This window comes from Flavobacterium sp. GNP001 (assembly GCF_054343775.1).
In genome coordinates, this window is sequence record NZ_JBTGUX010000001.1 from 2,906,971 (window position 1) to 2,929,832 (window position 22,862).

The 22,862-nt window shown below is 36.0% G+C and carries 22 protein-coding genes; 8 read left to right on the top strand and 14 right to left on the bottom strand.

From position 1 onward, the window contains the following. Positions 1-7 precede the first annotated feature (7 nt). The 6 genes from ACXX8U_RS12450 to ACXX8U_RS12475 all read right to left on the bottom strand — a co-directional run bounded on the left by ACXX8U_RS12450 (position 8) and on the right by ACXX8U_RS12475 (position 6,538). The gene (locus ACXX8U_RS12450; protein WP_458566116.1) at positions 8-766 is read right to left on the bottom strand and encodes a tetratricopeptide repeat protein; all 759 of its coding nucleotides are present in this window, start codon (positions 764-766) and stop codon (positions 8-10) included. 30 nt (positions 767-796) lie between these two features. Next, positions 797-1,837, bottom strand: a complete 1,041-nt coding sequence (locus ACXX8U_RS12455; RefSeq protein ID WP_458566117.1) for a VWA domain-containing protein — start codon at positions 1,835-1,837, stop codon at positions 797-799. Positions 1,838-1,885: 48 nt separating this feature from the next. Continuing rightward, positions 1,886-2,887: a vWA domain-containing protein gene (locus tag ACXX8U_RS12460; RefSeq protein ID WP_166132741.1), complete on the bottom strand. Its 1,002-nt coding sequence runs from the start codon at positions 2,885-2,887 to the stop codon at positions 1,886-1,888. Next, on the bottom strand, positions 2,887-4,518 hold the full coding sequence (locus tag ACXX8U_RS12465; protein ID WP_458566118.1) for a hypothetical protein: 1,632 nt from the start codon (positions 4,516-4,518) through the stop codon (positions 2,887-2,889). Before ACXX8U_RS12465 ends, ACXX8U_RS12460 begins: the two co-directional genes overlap by 1 nt. 71 nt (positions 4,519-4,589) lie before the next feature. Then, positions 4,590-5,453 carry a DUF58 domain-containing protein gene (locus ACXX8U_RS12470; protein WP_166132739.1) on the bottom strand — a complete coding sequence of 288 codons (864 nt, stop codon included), beginning with the start codon at positions 5,451-5,453 and terminating at the stop codon, positions 4,590-4,592. An 80-nt stretch (positions 5,454-5,533) separates the two neighbouring features. Beyond that, positions 5,534-6,538, bottom strand: coding sequence for an AAA family ATPase (locus ACXX8U_RS12475; protein WP_166132738.1), 1,005 nt, complete (start codon positions 6,536-6,538; stop codon positions 5,534-5,536). Positions 6,539-6,750: 212 nt separating this feature from the next. On the opposite strand from ACXX8U_RS12475, the gene ACXX8U_RS12480 reads away from it, so the two are divergent. From ACXX8U_RS12480 to ACXX8U_RS12500, 5 genes are all read left to right on the top strand, one after another. Further along, complete coding sequence (locus ACXX8U_RS12480; RefSeq protein ID WP_458566119.1) at positions 6,751-7,623, top strand: aldo/keto reductase; 873 nt, start codon at positions 6,751-6,753, stop codon at positions 7,621-7,623. 39 nt (positions 7,624-7,662) lie between these two features. After that, the gene (locus ACXX8U_RS12485; RefSeq protein ID WP_458566120.1) at positions 7,663-8,415 is read left to right on the top strand and encodes an SDR family NAD(P)-dependent oxidoreductase; all 753 of its coding nucleotides are present in this window, start codon (positions 7,663-7,665) and stop codon (positions 8,413-8,415) included. Positions 8,416-8,574: 159 nt separating this feature from the next. Next, the gene (locus ACXX8U_RS12490) at positions 8,575-9,711 is read left to right on the top strand and encodes an ATP-binding protein (RefSeq protein ID WP_458566121.1); all 1,137 of its coding nucleotides are present in this window, start codon (positions 8,575-8,577) and stop codon (positions 9,709-9,711) included. Between the two features lie 520 nt (positions 9,712-10,231). Continuing rightward, complete coding sequence (locus ACXX8U_RS12495; protein WP_458566122.1) at positions 10,232-10,957, top strand: metallophosphoesterase; 726 nt, start codon at positions 10,232-10,234, stop codon at positions 10,955-10,957. Between the two features lie 42 nt (positions 10,958-10,999). Further along, a complete protein-coding gene (locus ACXX8U_RS12500; protein WP_458566123.1) occupies positions 11,000-11,500 on the top strand; it encodes a DUF6646 family protein in 501 nt (166 codons plus the stop codon). A gap of 74 nt (positions 11,501-11,574) precedes the next feature. Here the strand turns inward: ACXX8U_RS12500 and amaB are convergent, their stop codons facing one another. The 3 genes from amaB to ACXX8U_RS12515 all read right to left on the bottom strand — a co-directional run bounded on the left by amaB (position 11,575) and on the right by ACXX8U_RS12515 (position 15,063). Further along, entirely contained in the window at positions 11,575-13,128 is a 1,554-nt protein-coding gene (gene amaB / locus ACXX8U_RS12505) for an L-piperidine-6-carboxylate dehydrogenase (RefSeq protein WP_458566124.1), read from the bottom strand. A gap of 195 nt (positions 13,129-13,323) precedes the next feature. After that, positions 13,324-13,863, bottom strand: a complete 540-nt coding sequence (locus ACXX8U_RS12510; protein WP_166132731.1) for a 3-hydroxyanthranilate 3,4-dioxygenase — start codon at positions 13,861-13,863, stop codon at positions 13,324-13,326. A 99-nt stretch (positions 13,864-13,962) separates the two neighbouring features. Continuing rightward, positions 13,963-15,063, bottom strand: a complete 1,101-nt coding sequence (locus tag ACXX8U_RS12515; RefSeq protein ID WP_458566125.1) for an endonuclease/exonuclease/phosphatase family protein — start codon at positions 15,061-15,063, stop codon at positions 13,963-13,965. A gap of 142 nt (positions 15,064-15,205) precedes the next feature. Between ACXX8U_RS12515 and ACXX8U_RS12520 the strand changes: the two genes are divergently transcribed. The 3 genes from ACXX8U_RS12520 to ACXX8U_RS12530 all read left to right on the top strand — a co-directional run bounded on the left by ACXX8U_RS12520 (position 15,206) and on the right by ACXX8U_RS12530 (position 17,486). Beyond that, complete coding sequence (locus tag ACXX8U_RS12520) at positions 15,206-16,207, top strand: S66 peptidase family protein (RefSeq protein WP_458566126.1); 1,002 nt, start codon at positions 15,206-15,208, stop codon at positions 16,205-16,207. A gap of 153 nt (positions 16,208-16,360) precedes the next feature. Then, positions 16,361-16,720, top strand: coding sequence for a YraN family protein (locus ACXX8U_RS12525; protein WP_458566127.1), 360 nt, complete (start codon positions 16,361-16,363; stop codon positions 16,718-16,720). 109 nt (positions 16,721-16,829) lie between these two features. Beyond that, on the top strand, positions 16,830-17,486 hold the full coding sequence (locus tag ACXX8U_RS12530; protein ID WP_166132728.1) for an aspartate kinase: 657 nt from the start codon (positions 16,830-16,832) through the stop codon (positions 17,484-17,486). A gap of 9 nt (positions 17,487-17,495) precedes the next feature. Here ACXX8U_RS12530 and ACXX8U_RS12535 read toward each other — a convergent pair whose 3' ends face one another. From ACXX8U_RS12535 to ACXX8U_RS12555, 5 genes are all read right to left on the bottom strand, one after another. Continuing rightward, positions 17,496-17,789, bottom strand: a complete 294-nt coding sequence (locus tag ACXX8U_RS12535; protein ID WP_458566128.1) for a type II toxin-antitoxin system RelE/ParE family toxin — start codon at positions 17,787-17,789, stop codon at positions 17,496-17,498. Beyond that, positions 17,780-18,004 (bottom strand): hypothetical protein, encoded by a 225-nt coding sequence (locus ACXX8U_RS12540; RefSeq protein ID WP_458566129.1) that lies wholly within the window; start codon positions 18,002-18,004, stop codon positions 17,780-17,782. Before ACXX8U_RS12540 ends, ACXX8U_RS12535 begins: the two co-directional genes overlap by 10 nt. Before the next feature lie 141 nt (positions 18,005-18,145). Continuing rightward, positions 18,146-18,658, bottom strand: a complete 513-nt coding sequence (locus tag ACXX8U_RS12545) for a tripartite tricarboxylate transporter TctB family protein (RefSeq protein WP_458566130.1) — start codon at positions 18,656-18,658, stop codon at positions 18,146-18,148. Positions 18,659-18,695: 37 nt separating this feature from the next. After that, a complete protein-coding gene (gene mfd / locus ACXX8U_RS12550; RefSeq protein WP_458566131.1) occupies positions 18,696-22,064 on the bottom strand; it encodes a transcription-repair coupling factor in 3,369 nt (1,122 codons plus the stop codon). Beyond that, the gene (locus ACXX8U_RS12555; RefSeq protein ID WP_458566132.1) at positions 22,057-22,662 is read right to left on the bottom strand and encodes a hypothetical protein; all 606 of its coding nucleotides are present in this window, start codon (positions 22,660-22,662) and stop codon (positions 22,057-22,059) included. The genes mfd and ACXX8U_RS12555 overlap by 8 nt, the downstream gene beginning before the upstream one ends. Positions 22,663-22,862: the final 200 nt, after the last annotated feature.

Sequence of the window (22,862 nt, forward strand, 5' to 3'; positions counted from 1 at the left end):
AATTGCATTACCAATCTTTTTCAGTTTTAACTGGTTTACCTTTTACTTTTTTGGCGTTTACTTTATCTTGAATTTTCTTTTCTTCTTTATTCACAGCGTCTAATAAATTCTCTAAACGCTCTTTTGATATTCCTCCCGGAGCCGGTTTTGGTTCTCCCTTTTCGTTAGCATCCGGTTTTTTATTTTGTTTGTCCTTGTCGCCTTGGTCGTCCTTCTTATCTTTATTTGGGTCGTCCTTTTTATCTTGATCCCCGTCTTTTTTATCGTCCTTTTTGTCGTCTTTCTTGTCCTTATCTTTTTTATCGTCTTTTTTCTTGTCGTCTTTCGGCGGATTGTCTTTCAACATTTTTTTTGCCAAAGCATAATTATAACGCGTTTCCTCATCGGTAGGATCATTGCGCAAAGCGTTTTTGTAGGCCTCAACTGCTTTTGTATAATCTTTCTCATTCATAAAAACATTGCCCAAGTTATGAAGCGCGCGGTGCTTTTCAGGACGTGTTTTTGAGTTTTTTAATGCTTTTGCAAAAGCAAATTTAGCCTCAGAAGATTGTTTTTGTTTGTAAATGGAGTTCCCAAGATTGAAAGGTGCAGTCGCTTTGTTTGGAAATTTAGAATCCGAAATACGATACATTGCTTCCGCATCTACAAACTTACTGTCTGTATATTCTTGGTTTGCTTTTGGTAAAATTCGATCTTTTTGTTGCGCAAAGCAGCTTAGCCCCACCAAGAGCAACATTAAAAGACATCTATTTTGAATTGTTTTCATTTTTTATTTTTAACAGAATCAATCGTGCTATTACGATGATGCTTTTTCGTTGAACAAATCTAATTTATTAACCCAACTTGTTTTTCTATCCAATACAAATACATCGATCAACAACAACAAGAAACCTAAACCTAAAAACCATTGAAATTGCGATTGGAATTCGGCCATTTCAGTTGCCTCAAACTCTGTTTTTTGAATGTTATTGAGTGTGTTTTTGATGTGTTCTACAACTTCCTTGGTATTGTTACCGCTTACATAACTGCCTTTCGTTGTTTTTGCAATCACTTCTAAACTGGCTTTATTCAGTTTGGTAATTACAATTTCATTGTTGTTGTCTTTTTGATAACCTTCAACCACACCATTACGCTTGAGCGGAATATTAGCTCCTTTTTCGGTACCAACTCCAATGGTGATGATTTTTAAACCGAGTTTGTTCGCTTCCTCTGCAGCAGTTTCTGCACCTTCAGAATGATCTTCTCCATCCGAAATTAAGATAAGCAACTTGCTAGTTTTGCTTTTTTCATCAAAATAAGTAGCCGATAATTTAATAGCCTCGTCAAGCGAAGTTCCTTGTGAGGATACCATTCCTGTATTCATACTTTGCAAAAACATACGCGCCACACCATAATCTGTAGTGATGGGCAATACCGGAAATGCGCTTCCTGCATAAGCCACAATGCCAATTCTGTCGCTTCCTAACTGCTTGATGATTTGCGATACCAATTGCTTGCTTTTGTCTAAACGATTGGGCGCTACGTCTTCTGCCAACATACTTTTGGACACGTCCATGGCAAAAACAATATCAATACCTTCTCGTTTTACGGTTTCCATCTTGGTTCCAACTTTTGGATTAACCAAAGCAAAAACCAATGCCAAAAGCGCCACAAGTAATAAAACCAATTTAGCAACTGGCTTGAAAATAGACGCATCTGGACTTAGTTTTTTTACCATTTCAAGATCACCAAACTCGCGCTGTTTTTTTCGTTTCCAATATAAATTGGCCATAAAAACAAGCACCACCAAAGGCAGGATTACTAATAGGTATAAATATTTTTTTTCGTCTAATTCCATTTTATTTCTTTTAGTCGGTATTCTATTTTACTAAGAATTCGACTTTTATTATACAAAGCTTTTGAAAACTGTATTTCGTAAACCAAATTCAGCTAACAGTAAAAAACCAGCAATCCAGACAAAGAGCCTGAATTTTTCGTCGTAATCATAAAACTTAAGCTCCTCGATTTCAGTAGTTTCTAGTTTATTGATTGAGTTATAAATTTCGGCTAATTTTGAATTGCTTGTTGCTCTAAAATACTGACCTTCGGTTTTTTTGGCAATATTTTTCATCAATTGCTCATCAATTTCTACTTTCATCATTTGAAACAAAAACTCTCCGTTAGGTGCCACAGCGTATGGAAACATGGCCATTCCGTTGGTTCCAATACCAATCGTATATACTTTTATACCGTATTGCTTGGCAATATCTGATGCGGTTTCAGGCTCAATAAAACCAGAGTTATTTACTCCATCGGTCAACAGAATAATTACTTTACTTTTAGCTTGACTGTCTTTCAATCGGTTCACAGCGGTAGCTAGTCCCATACCAATTCCGGTACCGTCTTGCAACACGTTATCGTATTTAATACTATTGATCGCATCTAAAATAATCGCTTTATCGCTAGTTACAGGCGTTTTAGTGTACGCTTCAGAGGCATAAACCACCAAACCAATTCGGTCATTCGGGCGCTCTTGAACAAAATCGGCTGCAACGCGCTTTAGCGCTTCCATACGATTCGGTTTTAAATCCTTTGCCAACATACTACCTGATACGTCAATTGCCATAACGATATCAACACCCTTGGTTATTTTTGTTTTGTTACTCACATCAACCGTTCGTGGCCTTGCTAATGCAATGATAAGAGAACAAAGCGCCAAAACACGAAACACATTCAAAACAGGTTTTAGTTTTGTAATCACTGATTTTGTTCCCTTGAAACCATCAAGTGAACTCATTTTTAAGGTAGCCGATTGTTGGTTTTTTTTCTTCCAAAACCAAAATACAACTACTGGAATTACAAGAAACAACCAAAAAAATTCTGGGTTTAAAAACGTTAATTTCTCCATTAGTTGCTCGCTTGTTTTAATTCAACAGTATTCAAAACACGCTCTGCAATGGTGTTGCCGTAAGTATCTCCTTCTTCATGGAAAATGAGTAATTGTTGCAAACCACCATCTTGACTAAAAATAAGTGCCTCGTAATACATTTTGGCTGTAGTTTTATTATTGCTATCCAATTGCGAGAAAGTACCGTAAGCTTTTAAACCCTTAACACCTTCAGGCGTTTCAAATTCCTCTTGTTTTACGATCATATTCTGTGCGCCTTGTGCCTCAAGCGATTGCAAAGCTCCATCCATAGATTTGGCCAAATCAATTTGCGTTTCGGCTTTGTATTTAAAGGTAGAAACCAAGATATAAAAACGATCTATAAGGCTTCCGTAGCCAAATGATTGCATCTCTTTAATCAACGCCATTCCGTTTTTAGGAAGGCTTTTGGTTAAATCTACTCTTTTTAAAACCTTAGGTGTTTCAATAATCACACCCGGATTTCCGTATTCACTTTTCACCCATTCGCCCTCTAAAAGTTCTTTGGTTGGGTGTCCGAGAATCGTGTCTTTCACATAATCAAATCCTTTGGTTACAGAAAAATAAACTGTTGTGGCTACCAAAACAAAGGCGACAGCTGCAACTGCCAAACTGATTCTTTTTTTGCGTTCTTTGCGCAATTGCATTTCAATTTGTTTTTGTCTTTGTGCTTCATTTAACAGCAATTCTTCTTGATCAGGCACCTCAACTGGTATGGATTTATCCAATGTTAAAATCACTTTTTGAATCTTGTTGCGATCTTCTGTAATTTCATAATCAAGTGGCTTAACTTTCGCAAATTTCACCAAATCGGCTTGTTTAAGTACACGCTCCAAATTTTCGATAATATCTTTTGAAAGCTTCATTTTCTTTTTAAGAGATGCTGCTTTTAAACCTTGAATCAACTCCGATGTGGTGCTTTCCATAGCTGGAATTTCAATCGCCTCTTCAATATAATTACGGGCAATATCAGTAAGCTCACTGTAATAAGCTTTTACTTCTCCTTTTTGCCATAACTCTTTTTTCTCCAGCGTATCTAGCAAGTTGGTTGCTTTTTCGATTGGGGTTTTGTAAACCTCTTCGGTAATTTTATTACGTTGTCTTCGTTTTACAAACCAATACACTCCAGCTCCAATTCCTGCTAAAAGCAAAAATCCCAAAAGATATTTCCACCAATCGCCAATAGAATCCTCTGCAGGAGCTATGTCTTTGATGTCAAACATTTTTTGTTTCAAGGTATCTACTTGCACATTGGCTACTTCAACAAGAAGCGAATCAGTAAGAAACGGTTTGCTGTTAATAAAGATTTTCACGCGAGGAATAACATACCTACCGGAATCAAACTGAGTTAAGCCGTACTTTTTGATTAACTCGTATTTGCTATCCATTCGAATTGTGTCGATGGGATACGATTGAATGACCTCAAGCGCGCCAATGTTTCTAAAATTTGGAAACACGACTTTAGCCGACGTATCCACCGTTGTTTTGATAGACAACTTGAACTCGGCTCCTATTTTATTTTTGATAGTATCAAGGCTGGTTACTACTTGTTTTTGTTGTGCAAAAACGGTGGTAGAAATCAGGATTAATAATATGTAGAGTTGTTTTTTCATGTTTTAGTATTGAACCTTTCTCGATTTTTGATGGAGGACTAACGATTTTTGATTTGCTTTGAAAAAGTTGGTTACCTTGATTTGAAATAGCTTAATAATTTTGTTACATAACTTTCATCAACTCTTGTGTGTACTACTCCGGAGCCTGATTTACTGAAAGTTTCTTTAAAATAATCAACCTTTTCATGGTACTGCTTTTCATATTGCAAACGCAACTGTTTTGATCCCGTATTAATCAATTCAATGGCACCTGTTTCAGCATCTAGCATCGGGACCATACCTAAATCGGGCATTTTTTCCTCTCGACTGTCGTAAACTCGAATTCCAGTTATATCGTGCTTTTTTGCTGCAATTTTCAAGGTTTGCTCATAGCCATTAGCCATAAAATCAGAAATTACAAACACAATAGCTTTCTTTTTTTGAGTTCCAGATAAAAATTTCAAAGCTTGAGCAATATCGGTTTTTTTACTTTTAGGTTCAAATTCTAAAAGTTCTCGAATAATTCTCAATACATGAGAGCGTCCTTTTTTTGGCGGAATGTACAATTCGATTGCATCTGAAAATAAAATCAATCCTATTTTATCGTTGTTTTGCGTAGCCGAAAAAGCCATTGTAGCAGCAATTTCAGTAACGATATCTTTTTTGAACTGATTTTTAGAACCAAAACTTTCAGAACCCGAAATATCAACCATTAACATCATAGTGAGTTCGCGCTCTTCTTCAAAAACTTTTACGTGTGCCTCGTTGTAGCGCGCGGTAACATTCCAATCAATAGCTCTAATATCGTCACCGTATTGGTATTGGCGTACCTCGCTAAAGGTCATTCCTCGTCCTTTAAAAGATGTATGGTATTCGCCCGAAAAGATATGATCACTCAATCTTCGGGTCTTAATTTCTATTTTACGTACCTTTTTTAAAAGCTCTTTTGTATCCATTTTTTTAGTAATTAGTAATTAGTGAATAGTGAATAGTAACCAACCACGGTTAATTACTATTCACTTATTACTATTCACTTTTAGGGTACTTCTACTTCGTTTACGATTTTGTTGATAATGTCAACAGATGTAATGTTTTCAGCCTCCGCTTCGTAAGTAACTCCAATTCTGTGACGCAATACATCGTGAACTACTGCACGCACATCCTCAGGAATTACATAGCCGCGGCGCTTGATAAAAGCATAACATTTAGCCGCATTAGCCAAGTTGATACTACCACGAGGTGATGCTCCAAAACTGATTAAAGGTTTCAAATCAGCTAACTTGTATTTTTCAGGATAACGGGTAGCAAATATAATATCGAGAATGTATTTCTCTATTTTTTCATCCATGTATACTTCACGAACAGCTTCTTGTGCACGCAAAATTTGCTCCACAGATACAACTGCATTTACTTTTTCGAAGCTACCCTTCAAATTTTGACGAATTACCATGCGCTCGTCTTCCATTTTAGGATAATCAATAACCGTTTTTAGCATAAAACGATCTACTTGCGCTTCTGGTAATTGGTATGTTCCTTCTTGCTCTACTGGATTTTGAGTAGCCAAAACTAAAAATGGGCGGTCTAATCTAAAAGTAGTATCCCCGATGGTAACTTGCTTTTCTTGCATGGCCTCTAAAAGTGCCGATTGTACCTTAGCAGGCGCACGGTTGATCTCATCTGCAAGAACGAAATTTGCAAAAATAGGACCTTTTTTTATAGAGAATTCGTTTGATTTAATGTTGTAAATCATGGTTCCTACTACATCGGCAGGCAATAAATCTGGAGTAAACTGAATCCTGCTAAACGAACCTTGAACTGCTTGTGACAAAGTATTGATAGCCAAAGTTTTTGCCAATCCTGGCACTCCTTCTAACAAAATATGGCCTTGACCCAAAAGTCCAATTAACAAGCGCTCTACCATGTGCTTTTGACCTACAATAACCTTATTCATTTCCATTACGAGAAGGTCAATAAACGCGCTCTCTCTCTCTATTTTTTCATTGATCGCTCTTATGTCTAAAGTCGCCGTATTTTCTTCCATTATTTTATGTTTAAAAACTTGAATTAAATGCTTTTGGTTTGAAGCTGCAAATTGAATTTTTTTTTAGAAGTAAGATGTTAAAAAATGGTTAAAACTTAAGTAAAATAGGCAATTTTAAGTACTAATTGTGATACAATTTTTATAATTTTAAGAACTTTGAATAATAAAGTTCGAAAACGTAAAAAAGCTATTTTTTACAAAAAATAAAAAACATGATAAAAACAAATTTATCCCCAATCATTGCTGGCGTAATGAATTGGGGAATTTGGGATAAAAATCTCACTTCCAAAGAAATGGAGAACATGATTAATGTGTGTTTGGAGAATAAAATTTCTTCGTTTGACCATGCTGATATTTATGGTGATTATACCACCGAAGCCGCCTTTGGAAAAGCATTTGCAGCAAGCAAAATAGCGCGCGAAAAAATACAGCTGATTTCAAAATGCGGCATCCAGATGGTAACTGGCAACAGGAACAACACCATCAAGCATTATCAGTACTCAAAGGATTATATTATTCAATCTGTCGAGGCATCTTTACAAAACCTACACACTGATTATTTGGATGTGTTGTTATTGCACCGACCAAGCCCATTGATGCAAGCTGATGAAATTGCTGAGGCTGTAACTCAATTGCAAACTCAAGGAAAAATCATTGATTTTGGACTTTCTAATTTTACGAATTCGCAAACTGAGTTAATTAGACAAAAAACAGCTGTTTCCTACAATCAAATTCAGTTTTCAGCAACTCACCACGAGCCCATGCTAGATGGCAGTTTGGATTATATGCAACTGCACAACATTCGACCAATGTCTTGGAATCCACTAGGATCTGTGTTTAGAGAAGACAATGCGCAAACCCGACGTTTGAAAAAATTATTAGCCACTTTAGTTGCTAAATACGAATTGGGTTCAGACACATTATTGCTAGCATGGATTTTACAACATCCCTCTAAAATAATTCCAATTGCAGGTACGGTAAATGTAGCTCGAATTCAATCGCTGATGAAAGCTGCTGCTTTACAATTGGATCATGAAGATTGGTTTGCTATCTGGACAGAAAGCATGGGAAACAAAGTTCCTTAGTTCAGATTAGGCGCCTTTTTAAATTTAAAAAAAATACAAATGAATAAAACCGCATTAATAACTGGTGCTACCAGCGGCATAGGTAAAGCAACAGCCCAACTTTTAGCCAAAAATAATTTTAATGTGATCTTGTGCGGCCGTCGAGATGACCGCCTTGAAAAACTTGCTCAGGAGTTAGGCAGCATTACTCAAGTACACACATTGTGTTTTGACGTTCGTGATAAAGAAGCAGTTTCAAATCAGATTAACTCCTTGCCAGCTGCTTTTTCAACCATCGATGTTTTGATTAATAACGCAGGAAACGCCCACGGACTTGACCCTATTCAAACGGGAAGCCTTGACGATTGGGACGCCATGATTGACATAAATGTAAAAGGACTTTTATATGTTTCTAAAGCGGTAATTCCGGGCATGATTGCTAAAAAATCAGGTCATATCATTAATATTGGTTCAATTGCAGGCAAGGAAGTTTACCCGAACGGAAATGTCTACTGCGCCTCGAAACACGCGGTAGATGCTTTGAACCAAGCCATGCGAATTGATTTGAATCCGTACGGAATTCGAGTTGGAGCGATACATCCTGGCGCAGTTGAAACCGAATTTAGTGAAGTACGCTTTAAGGGCGATACCAGCAGAGCAGCTAGTGTTTATAACGGATTTGAGCCGCTACGTGCCGAAGATATTGCAGATATCATTCATTTTGTAGTAACAAGACCATACCACGTCAATATTGGTGATTTACTGGTGTTGCCTACCGCTCAAGCAGCAGCAACTATTTTAAAAAGAGACTAGTAAAAAATTGTAATGATTAAAAAATTAACCGCAGATTCGCAGATTTTTAATTAATTTTAAGTCCGTGAATCTGCGGTAATTTATTTTACAAAGAATATAAATATAATTAATTCTTCAAAGACAATTTAAGATATTGGAAATAATCATTAATCAATAACAATGATCAACAAACGCCTTTTGATTAAAAATTTACTCGCCCACAATGACGAATGTAGTTTTTATGATAAAAAGCGGCAGTTGAACCTTCATACTCGCGAGGGAAAAGCCAAGTTTTTGAAACACATTTGCGCTTTATCTAACTCCAATCCTACCAACAATTCCTATATAGTAGTGGGTGTCGAAGATCAAGATAACACAATTGTAGGTGATGATTTTTTTGACGATAGCCGAATTCAAAATCTTGTAAACGCTTATCTTGAAAACCCTCCCAAAATTCAATATGAAAATGTTCCTTTTCCAAATTTACCAAAGGATAAAGTTGTAGGATTGGTAACTATTAAACCCAAAAATAAAATTTCTAGTTTTAAAAAAGGAATTCACACCATTACTTTCAACAGTGTTTTTATCCGTGTTGGTAGCAATACCACTCCGCTTGAAGGCAAAATGGACCTGAATTTTACCAATGTTGAAACCGTAATTGGTATAGAAAATAACTCCAGAAATAGTATTGCATACACCTTAGATGGCGTAATTGAATTTATGAATTTTAAACATAAAGACATGGCGCCGAGATACAAAGTTTTCAAAGAGTTGTTCGTTATTTGTTGGGCAGGAACTATTAAAAAATCTAAAAACAAAATCTATTTATCACGAGTAGATATTGAGCTTGTAAACGAACAAATTAAATTGTTTTACTCCTCGCAAGATGTTGTAGAAATTCTCTTTGACGATGACAGTTTCACCATTATTGAGTATGTACCCCTAGGATTAAATGATCAAATGCAGTACTATCCGCTAGAAAAACAAACATTACATTTTTTTGATAACGGTTATTATAAAATCGAAACAGAGTTTCTTTTCCAGCCACCTGAATTTGATAAAAAAATCCTCTTTCACACTTACAATTCTAACTTGGCATTACTCAAAAAGATCAACTCCAATCAGCCGTTAACATCGCAAGAGCAAAAAGATTTATTGCATTTGCCATATACGTTTATGATTTGTTATTTAAACGGATTTGAAAAAGCCAAACAAAATTTGATAGAAGCCAAAGCTACTCTAAAACCATTTGTTCCTGTATATATTTCGTTTAAAGAAGCTCTGAGAGTTTTACGAAAAATGAAATACGATACTTAACTATTATATGAAAGTATACCTAATAATTGATAGTCTTGTGCAATTGCATTAAATAAAAATCTCGATGGGGAAAAAAATATTTTGCTTGTATAAAGGCAAAAAAAAGAAATAGCTAATTGCTTTATTTTTACTTTTTCATACTCTAAAACAGCATCTTAAAAGTTTATAGCAATTAACACAAAAGAATTGATGTAAAAGATTCAGAAAAAATTAAAAATAATTTATAATATCTGTAATCAATTGACACATCATCTTTACAAGAAGTAACGTTATTTTAACCAGTGTACTCATCAGGGATTTGGTTTAAATTTCCGTAAAGATAACTGTAATAATTGAATTACACAATCATTTGTAAGTACATTTTTCACAACTGTTTGACGATTTATCATTACCGTGTTTAAAACAATAAAAAATGAATTTAGCTCAAAACAATACGTCTCTAATTTCATTGTTTTCACAATTAGCTTAAATAGTGCTTTTTTTCTGCTATTTTTGCAGTTACAAATAGACAAAATTCAGAATGAGAACACTCGTTATAGGCGATATTCATGGTGGCTTGCGAGCGCTACATCAAATCATGGAGCGTGCCAAAGTTACCAAACACGACACTCTTATTTTTTTAGGAGATTATGTAGACGGCTGGAGTCAATCACCTCAGGTACTTGATTTTATAATTGATTTGCAATCACAGCAAAATTGCATTTGTATTCGCGGCAATCATGATGACTTGTTACTAGAATGGCTTGATGAAAGCAAAGACAACCTTTTGTGGTACAAACATGGTGGAGAAGCAACGGTAAAAGCCTACGAAAGTGTAACATACAGCCAAAAACAAAAACACATAGAATTCCTTAAATCGCTTCAAAATTATTACCTAGACGAGCACAACAGGTTGTATGTTCATGCCGGTTTTACGAATGTGAATGGAGCACAATTTGAATATTTTCCTGGTCAATTTTACTGGGATCGTACTCTTTGGGAAACCGCTTTATCCTTAGATGATCGTATGGCACTTGACCATCCTTTTTATCCAAAAAGATTGAGCCTGTATCACGAAATTTTTATTGGTCATACTCCAGTAACACGAATTGGAGAAACAACACCTGTTAAAAAAGCCAACGTTTGGAATGTAGATACGGGAGCCGCATTCAAAGGACCGCTTACGATTCTTGATGTTGACACCAAAGAATTTTGGCAAAGTGAGCCGCTAGATCAATTGTATTTTGACGAAAAAGGCCGAAATTAATATAACACAACAACTAATTTTTACGAATTTAAAACAGAGGAAATGAAAAAATATATCGTACTTTTTGCACTTGTACTAACAGCTAGGGTGGCTCAAGGCCAAGCTTTTAAAGGTAATGGTGATACTAAATTTGATCTTGGAGCAATACTACAAGACGGCGGATCCGGAATACGTGTTGCCAGTGATTTTGGACTAGGCGAAAATATGTCATTTGGCTTTGCTACTTCCTATTTGCTTTCTGTTTCAAATGATGCTTTGGGAAACAAACCAGATTTTGGTGACCGAATTGATTTAAAAGCCCGTTTTAATGCTAATTTAGGAAACGTATTTGAGCTGGATGAAAAAATGGATGTTTATCCTGGATTGGATTTAGGGTTACGCAATTTTGGTGCTCATTTAGGTTTCCGTTATTTCTTTACTGAAGGTTTTGGTGTTTTTACAGAAGCTGGAATTCCTATTGCTAGTTATAAAACAAATCCAATTGGTTTTGATAAACTAAACAATCAGTTTACTCTTAGTCTAGGAGCATCTTTCAATTTGTAGAACAAAACTATTTTGAAAAAAAAAAGGCAATTTGAGATTTCAAATTGCCTTTTTTAATATTTCTATTAATTCAATTACAAATCAAATTTAATTCCTTGTGCTAAGGGTAAACTTGTGGTGTAATTGATGGTATTGGTTTGACGACGCATATACACTTTCCAAGCATCAGAGCCAGACTCACGACCGCCACCAGTTTCTTTTTCACCTCCAAAAGCACCACCAATTTCGGCGCCAGAAGTTCCAATGTTTACGTTTGCAATTCCGCAATCAGAACCTGTCACAGAAAGGAACAATTCTGCTTCACGCAAATTGTTGGTCATAATTGCCGATGATAATCCTTGCGCTACTCCATTTTGAATTGCAATGGCATTCTCTACCGTTCCTGAATATTTTAATAAGTATAATACAGGAGCAAAAGTTTCGTGTTGTACAATTTCAAAAGTGTTATCAGCCTCAGCGATAGCTGGTTTTACATAACAACCACTTTCAAATCCTTCGCCAGAAATTACTCCGCCTTCAACAAGAATTTTTCCACCTTCGGCAACTACTTTTTCAAGCGCTTTATTATACATTTCTACAGCATGTGTGTCAATTACAGGACCAACATGATTATTTTCATCTAATGGATTACCAATACGCAATTGCTTGTAAGCAGACACCATGGCATCTTTTACAGTATCGTAAATACTTTCGTGAATGATCAATCTACGTGTTGAAGTACAACGTTGTCCTGCAGTTCCAACGGCACCAAATACGGCACCAATAACGGTCATTTTTATATCCGCATCAGGAGTTACAATGATAGCATTGTTTCCACCTAATTCTAACAATGATTTTCCAAGACGAGCAGCAACCGCTTGCGCTACAATTTTACCCATACGAGTAGAACCTGTTGCAGATACCAAAGGCACGCGCTTATCGTTAGTCATCATTTCGCCTACTTTGTAATCTCCGTTGATCAAACAAGAAATTCCTTCTGGAAGGTTATTTTCTTTAATTACTTCAGCAATAATATTTTGGCAAGCAATACCGCAAAGAGGTGTTTTTTCAGATGGTTTCCAAACGCAAACATCGCCACAAATCCAAGCTAATGCTGTGTTCCAAGCCCAAACTGCTACTGGAAAATTGAAAGCCGAAATGATTCCTACCACTCCTAATGGATGGTATTGCTCGTACATTCTGTGTCCTGGACGTTCAGAGTGCATGGTTAAACCATGTAATTGACGAGATAATCCTACTGCAAAATCACAGATATCAATCATTTCCTGAACTTCGCCGTAGCCTTCTTGCAATGATTTCCCCATTTCATAGGAAACTAACTTACCAAGAGCTTCTTTATTTTTACGTAATTTTTCACCAAACTGTCGTACAATTTCACCGCGTTGTGGCGCTGGCATTGTTTTAAAAGTTTTAAAAGCCTCTGTTGCTGTTTGCATTACTTTTTCGTAATCAGCGGCAGTAGATGTTTTTACTTTACCTATTAATTGTCCGTCAACAGGCGAAAAACTTTCTAAAATTTCACCATTTGAAAAGGAGTTTTGTCCGGTTGAACTTCCTTCGTTTATATCTTTTATGCCCAATTGCTTCAAGGCTTCGTTCATTCCGAATTGATTGGCTATTGTTATCATTCTAACTTTTTTGATTAAAATTGTTATATTTATTTACAAATATATTGATTTCAGCTTGAAAAATACACTCTGGTATTTAATTTTCTTCTAGCCCCGGTAGCAGCGGCATCTCCCGATTTTAAAAAACAAGGCTTTTTTGGCCGTAGTTTTTTTAATCGGGAATACAGCGGATGACGGGAAAAAGCTCCTAAAAAACTAGTCTTTAGAAACAAATTTAGGATCGGCCTGCATGACTGTGCCGCACGAATCGCAGGTGCGCAAGCTTTCTGAATTATAGAAATGTTTGAAATGCGGCAGGAAATCCTTTTCTATGTTATGGAGTTCAAAATAAACCTCGTGCAATTTGTGATTGCAGTTATCGCAAAACCACAGTAAGCCATCGGTAAAACCTTGACCCGCACGTTTGCGTTCAATAACCAGCCCAATTGAACCCTCAGAACGAACCGGTGAATGTGGTGTTTTGGCAGGATTGAGATACATATCGCCAGGATTTAATTCCATTTCGCGGCGCTCTCCATCTTCCTGGATGATTACTTTTATAGAACCTTCGAGTTGGTAAAATAGTTCTTCGGTTTCGTTGTAATGGTAATCTTTACGGGCGTTTGGGCCAGCCACTACCATAACGATGTAATCTCCTGATTCTTGGTATAAATTTTTATTGCCTACGGGCGGTTTGAGTAGGTGACGATTTTCATCAATCCACTTATTGAGGTTGAAGGGTTTTGCGATTGCCATTTTAGTATGAGTTTCAAAGTTACTAAGCCACTAAGGTACTAAGATTTTAAATGAATCAAGCGACTAATTTTCACCAAAAAAAGAGAAGGCAGACGTGTGTTATTTTTGCTTGATCAAATAAATATAAACGGGAAAATGATCGCTAAAACCAATTTCAGAGGAAGAATGTCGGAGCGGATATCCTTTGAACTGACCAGTGTTTTGGATGAGAAAAGGTTTGTTGTAAATGCCCGCTTTCCAGAGACGATAGCTAGAAAAATCAGTGCGAATTAAGGTTTCTGAAATCATTATTTGATCAAAAATATCCCATGCATCACGATGCGCGATGGTTCCTTGGCCTTTTTGAGCCATTTCTTCGAAAGGGTTAAAGATGCCAAATTCTGCTACGGACGCTTTTTTAGCTTTGGCGCCAAGCCCAATTTTTACGCTTTTGTTGTAGGGTCCGTCATTGAGATCGCCCATGGTGATGATTTTTGCTTCGGGATTAATTCGCTGCAACGAATCAATTATTTTTCGGTTTAATGAGCCTGCTGCCTCGCGATACGGACTTGATTTTTTTTCTCCACCCGAACGCGATGGCCAATGGTTTACGATAATATGAATTTCTTCGCCCTCAAGAAATCCCGTCACTAAGAGTTGATCTCTAGTATATACTCTATAATTTTTGGTGTTTACTTCAGGATTATCATCCGTGATCTCAACTGTTTTATCGTCAACCTCATCTTTTGTCACATTTCCTTTTTTGTAAATGTACAACGGGATATTGCTGGAGCTCGTGGGTTGGAATTTACTTTTTTGATACAAAAGCGCCACATCAATTCCGCGTTTGTCAGGCGAATCAAAATGTACGATGCCATATTCTTTCTCTAGTAAAAGTTGCTGTTTGACAAGATCTTCAAGAACAGCTCTGTTTTCAATTTCGCAACCTCCAATAAGCGTTGGTGAATCTGCATGCTCTCCATTACCAATTGAAGAAAGAACACGAGCTAGATTCGATAATTTTTTTTGGTATTTATCAAATGTCCAACGCTGCAAACCTTTTGGCGTCCATTCCTCATCAAAAGTATCTGGGTCATTTATGGTGTCGAATAAATTTTCAAAATTATAAAAAGCTACGGTGTGAATGCTGTATTTTTTGGTTTGTGACGAGACAATTGTAGGCAGGCTGAGAAGAAGGAACAACAGAATTCTAAACTTCATTGTTTTGTTTTTTTGAGTTACAACGTACCGATAATCAATTACTTTAGGTTAAAAGTAGTAATTTGTATTGAATTTCGCATTGTTTTAGAAATGACTATCTTTGAATTTATAAACAAACCCTTTTTTCAGTTAACGCCAATTCATGAACCATTATACATTCAAGCAACAGACAAGACATTCTATTTTTTATTGGTTGCTATTTCTTATTTTTGTTTTTGAAACCTCATACAGTCAAGCTCAAACCACTATGATTACACCACCTTATTTGCAAAAAGGAGATACCGTTGCTCTTGTAGCTACTGCTCGAAAAAATATTGACAATAACCTGCAACCCGCTATTGATTTACTGCATAGTTGGGGACTTGAGGTTGTCATTGGAAAGACAATTGGTTTGGATAACAATCAACTTGCAGGAACTGATGAACAACGCGCAGCTGATTTCCAAGCACAGTTAGACAACCCTAACATCAAAGCAATTTGGTGCGTAAAAGGCGGTTATGGTACGGTAAGAATGGTTGATTTATTAGATTTTACAAAGTTTAAAAAGAATCCGAAATGGATTGTTGGTTTTAGTGATGTGACTGTTTTGCATAGTCATTTGAATACTTTAGGCTTTCAATCGCTTCACGCTATAATGCCACTTACTGCGCCACGAGCAACACAACAAGCCATAACATCACTAAAAAAAGCGCTTTTTGGAGAACCGCTTTCTTACCAAGTTGCCGCTTTTAGCAAAAACAAAATAGGAACTGCAACAGGACGCTTGGTGGGCGGAAATTTATCGATACTCTACAGTTTGTTTGGCTCTACATCAGCGATTGATTGCACTGATAAAATTTTATTTATAGAGGATCTTGACGAATATTTGTATCACATAGACCGCATGATGATGAACTTAAAGCGCAACGGTTGCCTGGAAAGTATCAAAGGAATTGTAGTCGGATCTATGACCAAAATGAAAGACAACGATATTCCGTGGGGAAAAAATGCGATCGAAATTATTGAAGATGTAACACAAAAATACGACATTCCGATTTTGTACAATTTCCCGGCCGGGCACATTCAAGATAACAGAGCCTTGATTTTAGGAAGTAAAGTCACTCTAGACGTGCAGGAAAAAGGCGGAACGCTTACTTTTGAATAAAATCCTCCCCCCGACCCCCTCCAAAGGAGTGGAAGACTTGACAGAAGCGGTTTGAAAACGTCTACAGTACAAAGAATTATGTTTTTTGCATTGATGAATTTTAGTTGCAGAAGTTAAAAAACTTGAAACCTCAAACTTGAAAGAAATTTTTAAATGGCTGAACACAACGAACTTGGTAAACTTGGAGAAGAAATGGCTGTTGAATTCCTCCAAAAGGAAGGATACACGATTTTGCAAACCAATTATACGTTTCAAAAAGCAGAAATTGACATCCTGGCTCAAAAATCAGGTATTCTTGCTGTAGTCGAAGTAAAAACAAGATCTTCCTTGGATTTTGGATTACCTCAGGATTTTGTGAAGCCCAAAAAAATACAACTGTTAGTAAAAGCTGTAGATGCGTTTGTAAATCAAAATGATCTTGACCTAGAGGTACGTTTTGACATCATAGCCATTCATAAAAACGATAAATCTTTTGTTATTGAGCATCTTACCGATGCCTTTTATCATTTTTAATGACTTTTTTATATTGTTATATTTGTAACAAATTGTTTTTTTATTTATCTTTGCGTTAAAATTACACAGTAACTACATACAACGCAACTACAAATTAAAAAAATCCATCATGAAAACTGTTTCTTCAATTGTTGAAAATTACATCAAAACAAAGCCTTTTTTACTAAATGCTTTATCATTAGGTATTATCAATTTGACTTCGTTGTCACGAAATATCATGACAGAGTTGGAAGCTGATTTTGGTAAAGAAGTGAAGCAAGGTGCTGTAGTAATGGCATTGAAAAGATTAACAGAGGAACTGGATTTTAGACTCAACCACAAGATTAATAAAGTCATCAAAAATATTGGCGAAATTACTGTGCGTTCCGCCTTGACGGATTATACTTTTGCAGCCTCAGAGACAGTTTTAAACAAACAGGCTGATTTAATTGCAGATATCAATGCATTACCAGACATTTTTTACACTTCGTCAAGAGGAGTAAACGAAACGAATATTGTCGTAAGCAACAGCATCAATCATCTTGTAGACAAACATTTTGCAAACGAAAAACTGATTCAAAAACTAGATGATCTGGCCTCAATTACTGTAAAATTACCCAAAGAAAACATTGTAGTTCCTGGGATTTACTATTTCATTTTTCAGCGCTTGGCTTGGGAAGGAATTATTATCAACGAAGTAATTTCGACTTCTAATGAGTTCACTATTTTAGTAAGTGAAGAACAAGTGGATGTTGCTTTTAAAGTGATAAAGGATTTGAAGAATTAAATTCACTTCCTAATATTTAGGTTTTTGTTTAGTTCCTCTAAAATTAATTATTTCAACACATGATGTTTTGTAATTGACTTGGTAAACAAGATAATTATTTCTATCTATTGTTGCTTTATGAAGATTTTTAAAGGAATTAGACTTTGGATAAAGGTCAGGGAAATGACTAATTTGCTTAATAACTTGATTGATATTTTCTTCCAACTGCAAAATTTCCCTGAACGTCCATTCTGCTTCTAAATATTCAATAACAATTGCCAAACCTGTATCGGCTTGAGGAGTCCATTTAATCTCTAACGCCATTTGGCAAATCTGTTCATTACAGTTTCATGACTTACAAACTCGTCATTTTCTGCTTGTTTTAAACCGATTTCAATTTGCTGTTTTTCCTCTGAAGTCAAATCAGTAAACCAATCCTTTTTACTGGTTTTTAAAATAATTTCAAGTTTTTCCAATAAACTTTCGTCAATAGTTGTCAACTCTTGAATCAAATTATATTTTCTGGTGGCTAAATTCATAACTTAAAATTTTAGTTTAACAAAGTTATCTTTTTTGATAATGGTAAAAAAACAAATCGTCAAATTTAACTAAGTGTTTCATTTTTAAAATATTAAACAAATAGATTTTATTAATATTGATTTAAGAAAATGACAAGCATTTTATTTTAATTCTGGATGGATATCATCTTCTGTATTTAAAATCAAATCAGGACCCAATGATTTTAAAACATAATCACTTTCTTGTTTTTTATAATAAAATCTTGCAGGTTTTGATTCTTTAAAATTGAATTCACTCTTAAACAACTCATCATCATTAAAAAACTTGTTTTGTAGTTTCAATTCTGGTAAACTATCAGGATACTTTCCATTTTTACTTTTATAAAACTCTAAATCTTTTACCATTTCATTCAATTGAATATTTGTAAATTGTATTAAATGTTTTTCATGAAAATCGCTGTTTAGATAAATAAACCAAAATATAGGTGTGAAAAGAATTCCTCCTAATCCAATTAATTTCATTTTTTTATCTTTCCTTATAAATCCCTGAAACAATAGAACTCCGCCAGGAATCAATCCAAAATTGGGAATCAATCCTACAAAACCAAATTTATTTAGGCTTTTGGAAGTTATTTTTTTAAAAAATGATTTTTCCTTAGTAGTATTAGTTGTCAATTATTCAATTATTTAAAGTTTATTGAAGAAATATTTTTTACTCCCCACCCAACATCTCCATCAATTCCAAGCACCTACGCGTAGTTTTGGCATCATCAAAGGTTAAGAGCAAACGTAATCCTGCCGGAGTTTGCTTTTCTTTCATTCGACAAATCGCACTATTTTTTTGAACAAAATTCACAACTTGCATAAATTTCTTGGATTGGTAGTAATCCGATTGTTGATCCGAGACAAAATAACCAATCATCTTGCCTTGCTTCAATACCAATTTCTCAATTCCTACTTTGGTAGCGATCCATTTAATACGAATACTATTCATCAACGCTTTGGCACGTGGAGGCATAGGTCCAAAACGATCAATCAATTTATTTTGAAACACGATTAATTCCTCTTCGTTTTTGATGGCGCCCAACTCATTGTATAAACTCAATCGTTCCGATACATTATTGATGTACTCATCAGAAAACAATAGTTCAAAATCAGTATCTATTTGGAGGTCTTTTACATATTCCTTGGTTTCAATATTATTTTCTTCAGGATACAAATCTTTGAATTCGTTTTCTTTCAACTCATCAATAGCTTCGTTCATGATTTTTTGATACGTATCAAAACCAATTTCGTTGATGAAACCGCTTTGTTCACCGCCCAATAAATCTCCTGCACCACGAATCTCTAAATCTTTCATGGCAATGTTAAATCCGCTACCTAATTCACTGAATTGTTCCAAGGCTTGAATACGTTTACGAGCATCTTCGGTCATACTTGAATAAGGCGGGCAGATAAAATAACAGAACGCTTTCTTGTTGCTACGTCCTACTCGACCACGCATTTGATGCAAATCAGAGAGTCCGAAATTATTGGCATTATTGATGAAAATCGTGTTCGCATTAGGTACATCCAATCCGCTTTCGATAATGGTTGTTGCGACTAAAACATCAAATTCTCCGTTCATGAAGGCCAACATCAGCTCTTCGAGTTTTTTGCCATCCATTTGACCGTGACCAATTCCTACTCTGGCATTGGGAACCAAACGCTGAATCATTCCGGCTACTTCCTTGATATTTTCTATTCGGTTATTGATAAAGAAAACCTGTCCGTTACGCTGAATTTCATACGAAATAGCATCTCGAATAGTCTCTTCGCTAAAGCCAACCACATTCGTTTCAATAGGATATCTATTAGGCGGCGGCGTAGTAATTACTGATAAATCTCGAGCTGCCATCAATGAAAACTGTAAGGTTCTCGGGATTGGCGTAGCCGTAAGTGTTAAGGTATCTACATTCGCAGCAATCGTTTTCAGTTTGTCTTTTACGTTGACACCAAATTTTTGTTCCTCATCTACAATCAACAAACCAAGGTCTTTGAAAACTACATTTTTGTTGACCAATTGATGCGTTCCTATCACAATATCAAGTTTACCTTCGGCTAATTGTTTTAAAGTTTCCGCTTTTTGTTTTGCGGTTCTAAAACGGTTTAAATAGCCAATTGACACCGGCATATCTTTCAATCGCTCGCTAAAAGTTCTGTAATGTTGGTAAGCCAAAATGGTTGTAGGAACCAAAACGGCAACTTGCTTGCTATTATCAACTGCTTTGAAAGCCGCTCGAATAGCCACTTCGGTTTTACCAAAACCAACATCACCACAAACCAAGCGGTCCATCGGACGGTCGCTTTCCATATCTGCTTTTACCTCAGCCGTTGATTTAGTTTGGTCGGGCGTATCTTCGTAAATGAACGAGCTTTCTAACTCATTTTGCAAGTAACTGTCAGGCGCGTACTGAAACCCTTTTTCGAGTCTTCTTTTGGCGTAAAGCTGAATCAAATTGAAGGCAATATGTTTGACACGCGCTTTGGTTTTTTGTTTTAAAACCTTCCAAGCATTAGAACCTAGCTTGTAAATTTTGGGTGGCGTTCCGTCTTTGCCGTTGTATTTTGAAATTTTGTGGAGCGAGTGAATACTCACGTACACAATATCATTATCGGCATACACGAGCTTGATGGCTTCTTGTGTTTTGCCTTCAACTTGTATTTTTTGCAAACCTCCAAAACGACCTATTCCGTGGTCAATATGCGTTACATAATCGCCCACCGAAAGTGTTGTAAGCTCTTTTAAAGTTATATTTTGCTTTTTTGAATAGCCATTTTTGATGTTGAATTTATGATAGCGTTCAAAAATTTGATGGTCTGTGTAGCACGTAATTTGGTTTTCTTCGTCAATAAAACCTTGATACAATGGCAACACAACAGTATTGTATTGCTTGCGGATATTCTCAGAATTGGCTTCGTCTAAGGTTTCGAAGATATCGTGAAAACGTTTGGCTTGCGCATCATTCGAACAAAACAAATAATTTTTGTAACCGTTAAAATGATTCTCATTCAAATTATTCAGCAACAAATCAAATTGTTTATTGAACGATGGTTGCGGCTTGATGTGGAATTCCCATTTTTGAGTAGTTCTAAAAATAGCCTTAGTATTGAACTCAATAATCGAAAAATCTAGCGCGCGCTTGATGAATTGCGTTTGGTTCAAAAACAATTGTTCCGGCTCACTACGTTTAATTTCTTGCGATAATTTAGCAAAAGCGGTTTCGGCACGAGCAAATTGTTTGTCTAACTCTGTACATAAATTTTCAGTGTTTTGAATACAAATGACCGTTTGCTCTGAGATATAATCCAGAAAACTTTCACGGTTTTCTTGAAACACCTTATTCTCAACATTGGGAATAATGGCAATTTTTTTCTGCGGCAAAATAGACAACTGTGTCGCTACATCAAAAGTACGAATGCTCTCTACCTCATCACCAAAAAATTCAATTCGGTACGGATTATCATTCGAGAAAGAAAACACATCGACGATTCCACCACGGACAGAAAACTCGCCCGGTTCAGTTATAAAATCTACTCTCTTGAATTCATATTCAAATAAAACTTCATTTATAAAATCGATAGAAATTTTGTCACCAACAGCTACTTTTAAAGTATTGGTGTCTAATTGCTTTCGGGTTACTACCTTTTCAAATAAAGCCTCCGGATAGGTAACAATGAGCGCTGGTTTTTTACGAGAATTAATGCGGTTCAAAACTTCGGCTCTGAGCAAAACATTGGCATTATCGGTATCCTCAAGCTCGTATGGCCTACGAAACGATGCGGGATAAAACAACACATCTTGCTCACCGACCATTTGTTCCAGATCATTCAAATAATAAGCTGCCTCTTCTTTGTCATTGAGTACAACTAAAAACGGAAGCTCTGCCTTTTTAAAAACAGCACGCAAAACAAAGGAAAGAGATGATCCCACCAAGCCCGAAAGCTGCATTTTTACCTGATTTTTCTCGAGTAAGCGCGCTGCAATTTGTATGGTTTTGGGAGCAGAATCGTAGGTTTGGTATAAAACTGATTTACTCAACGCGTGGAATATTTGGATCTACAATAGGCGTATTAGGAATGGCTCTGCTGCTGTCTAGCATGCGAAGTAAATCAGACTCACCTTCTTCTAACTGAATTTTACTTTTTTCGACAATTTCGTCCATTTGTCGTTGAACGGAAAGTAATTCGAGATTAATTTCGGCTACCAAAGCACTCACTTTTTTGTCTGGAATAACATCTAGGTGCATAAATAAATCCAACATGCGCACCTTGGTTGTTAGGGCTGCAATGCGGCTGCGTATTTGTGGTTTATCGTATTGGTAGGGTATGCGTTCGCCAAGCGCCATTACTTTTTTAGATAATTCTGCCGATTTGCGTTGATAAGCACGAACAGAAGCTTGTGGTTTTTGTGCCAAGGCATCCAGAAAAAGGCGCAACTCGTTCCAAGAGGCTATACTCGTTTCAGAAGCTTCGGTAAGTGGTGTGTCATAAAAATCCCAAGCTTTCTGCAAATTTTTTACTAAAACTTCTTTTTTTTGAACCTCCTTTTGTGTGTCAGCCAAACGATTATCATCCTCATTTTTACAGGAAAACAAGAACAAAACAAGGCAACAGCAAAGAGCAAAATTGTATTTCATTTTTTGTATCATTAAAGTACAAAGTTACAAACTAAATTGGCAATAACGAATGGTGGTTTTGGGTAATGTCAATCTTGTAAAAAACCATTTAACATTCGATTCGTTGGTTTAAAAAACTGCTTTTTGACTCTGCATGATCTATCAAATACGATCTGAAATAAATTTGTTTTAAAAATAATGGCTCTTCCTTTGCTATTTTG

Bases quoted from the DNA above. Each gene is read 5' to 3' on its own strand.
- ACXX8U_RS12450 (WP_458566116.1), bottom strand. From the start codon at position 766: ATGAAAACAATTCAAAATAGATGTCTTTTAATGTTGCTCTTGGTGGGG.
- ACXX8U_RS12455 (WP_458566117.1), bottom strand. From the start codon at position 1,837: ATGGAATTAGACGAAAAAAAATATTTATACCTATTAGTAATCCTGCCT.
- ACXX8U_RS12460 (WP_166132741.1), bottom strand. From the start codon at position 2,887: ATGGAGAAATTAACGTTTTTAAACCCAGAATTTTTTTGGTTGTTTCTT.
- ACXX8U_RS12465 (WP_458566118.1), bottom strand. From the start codon at position 4,518: ATGAAAAAACAACTCTACATATTATTAATCCTGATTTCTACCACCGTT.
- ACXX8U_RS12470 (WP_166132739.1), bottom strand. From the start codon at position 5,453: ATGGATACAAAAGAGCTTTTAAAAAAGGTACGTAAAATAGAAATTAAG.
- ACXX8U_RS12475 (WP_166132738.1), bottom strand. From the start codon at position 6,538: ATGGAAGAAAATACGGCGACTTTAGACATAAGAGCGATCAATGAAAAA.
- ACXX8U_RS12480 (WP_458566119.1), top strand. From the start codon at position 6,751: ATGATAAAAACAAATTTATCCCCAATCATTGCTGGCGTAATGAATTGG.
- ACXX8U_RS12485 (WP_458566120.1), top strand. From the start codon at position 7,663: ATGAATAAAACCGCATTAATAACTGGTGCTACCAGCGGCATAGGTAAA.
- ACXX8U_RS12490 (WP_458566121.1), top strand. From the start codon at position 8,575: ATGATCAACAAACGCCTTTTGATTAAAAATTTACTCGCCCACAATGAC.
- ACXX8U_RS12495 (WP_458566122.1), top strand. From the start codon at position 10,232: ATGAGAACACTCGTTATAGGCGATATTCATGGTGGCTTGCGAGCGCTA.
- ACXX8U_RS12500 (WP_458566123.1), top strand. From the start codon at position 11,000: ATGAAAAAATATATCGTACTTTTTGCACTTGTACTAACAGCTAGGGTG.
- amaB (WP_458566124.1), bottom strand. From the start codon at position 13,128: ATGATAACAATAGCCAATCAATTCGGAATGAACGAAGCCTTGAAGCAA.
- ACXX8U_RS12510 (WP_166132731.1), bottom strand. From the start codon at position 13,863: ATGGCAATCGCAAAACCCTTCAACCTCAATAAGTGGATTGATGAAAAT.
- ACXX8U_RS12515 (WP_458566125.1), bottom strand. From the start codon at position 15,063: ATGAAGTTTAGAATTCTGTTGTTCCTTCTTCTCAGCCTGCCTACAATT.
- ACXX8U_RS12520 (WP_458566126.1), top strand. From the start codon at position 15,206: ATGAACCATTATACATTCAAGCAACAGACAAGACATTCTATTTTTTAT.
- ACXX8U_RS12525 (WP_458566127.1), top strand. From the start codon at position 16,361: ATGGCTGAACACAACGAACTTGGTAAACTTGGAGAAGAAATGGCTGTT.
- ACXX8U_RS12530 (WP_166132728.1), top strand. From the start codon at position 16,830: ATGAAAACTGTTTCTTCAATTGTTGAAAATTACATCAAAACAAAGCCT.
- ACXX8U_RS12535 (WP_458566128.1), bottom strand. From the start codon at position 17,789: ATGGCGTTAGAGATTAAATGGACTCCTCAAGCCGATACAGGTTTGGCA.
- ACXX8U_RS12540 (WP_458566129.1), bottom strand. From the start codon at position 18,004: ATGAATTTAGCCACCAGAAAATATAATTTGATTCAAGAGTTGACAACT.
- ACXX8U_RS12555 (WP_458566132.1), bottom strand. From the start codon at position 22,662: ATGAAATACAATTTTGCTCTTTGCTGTTGCCTTGTTTTGTTCTTGTTT.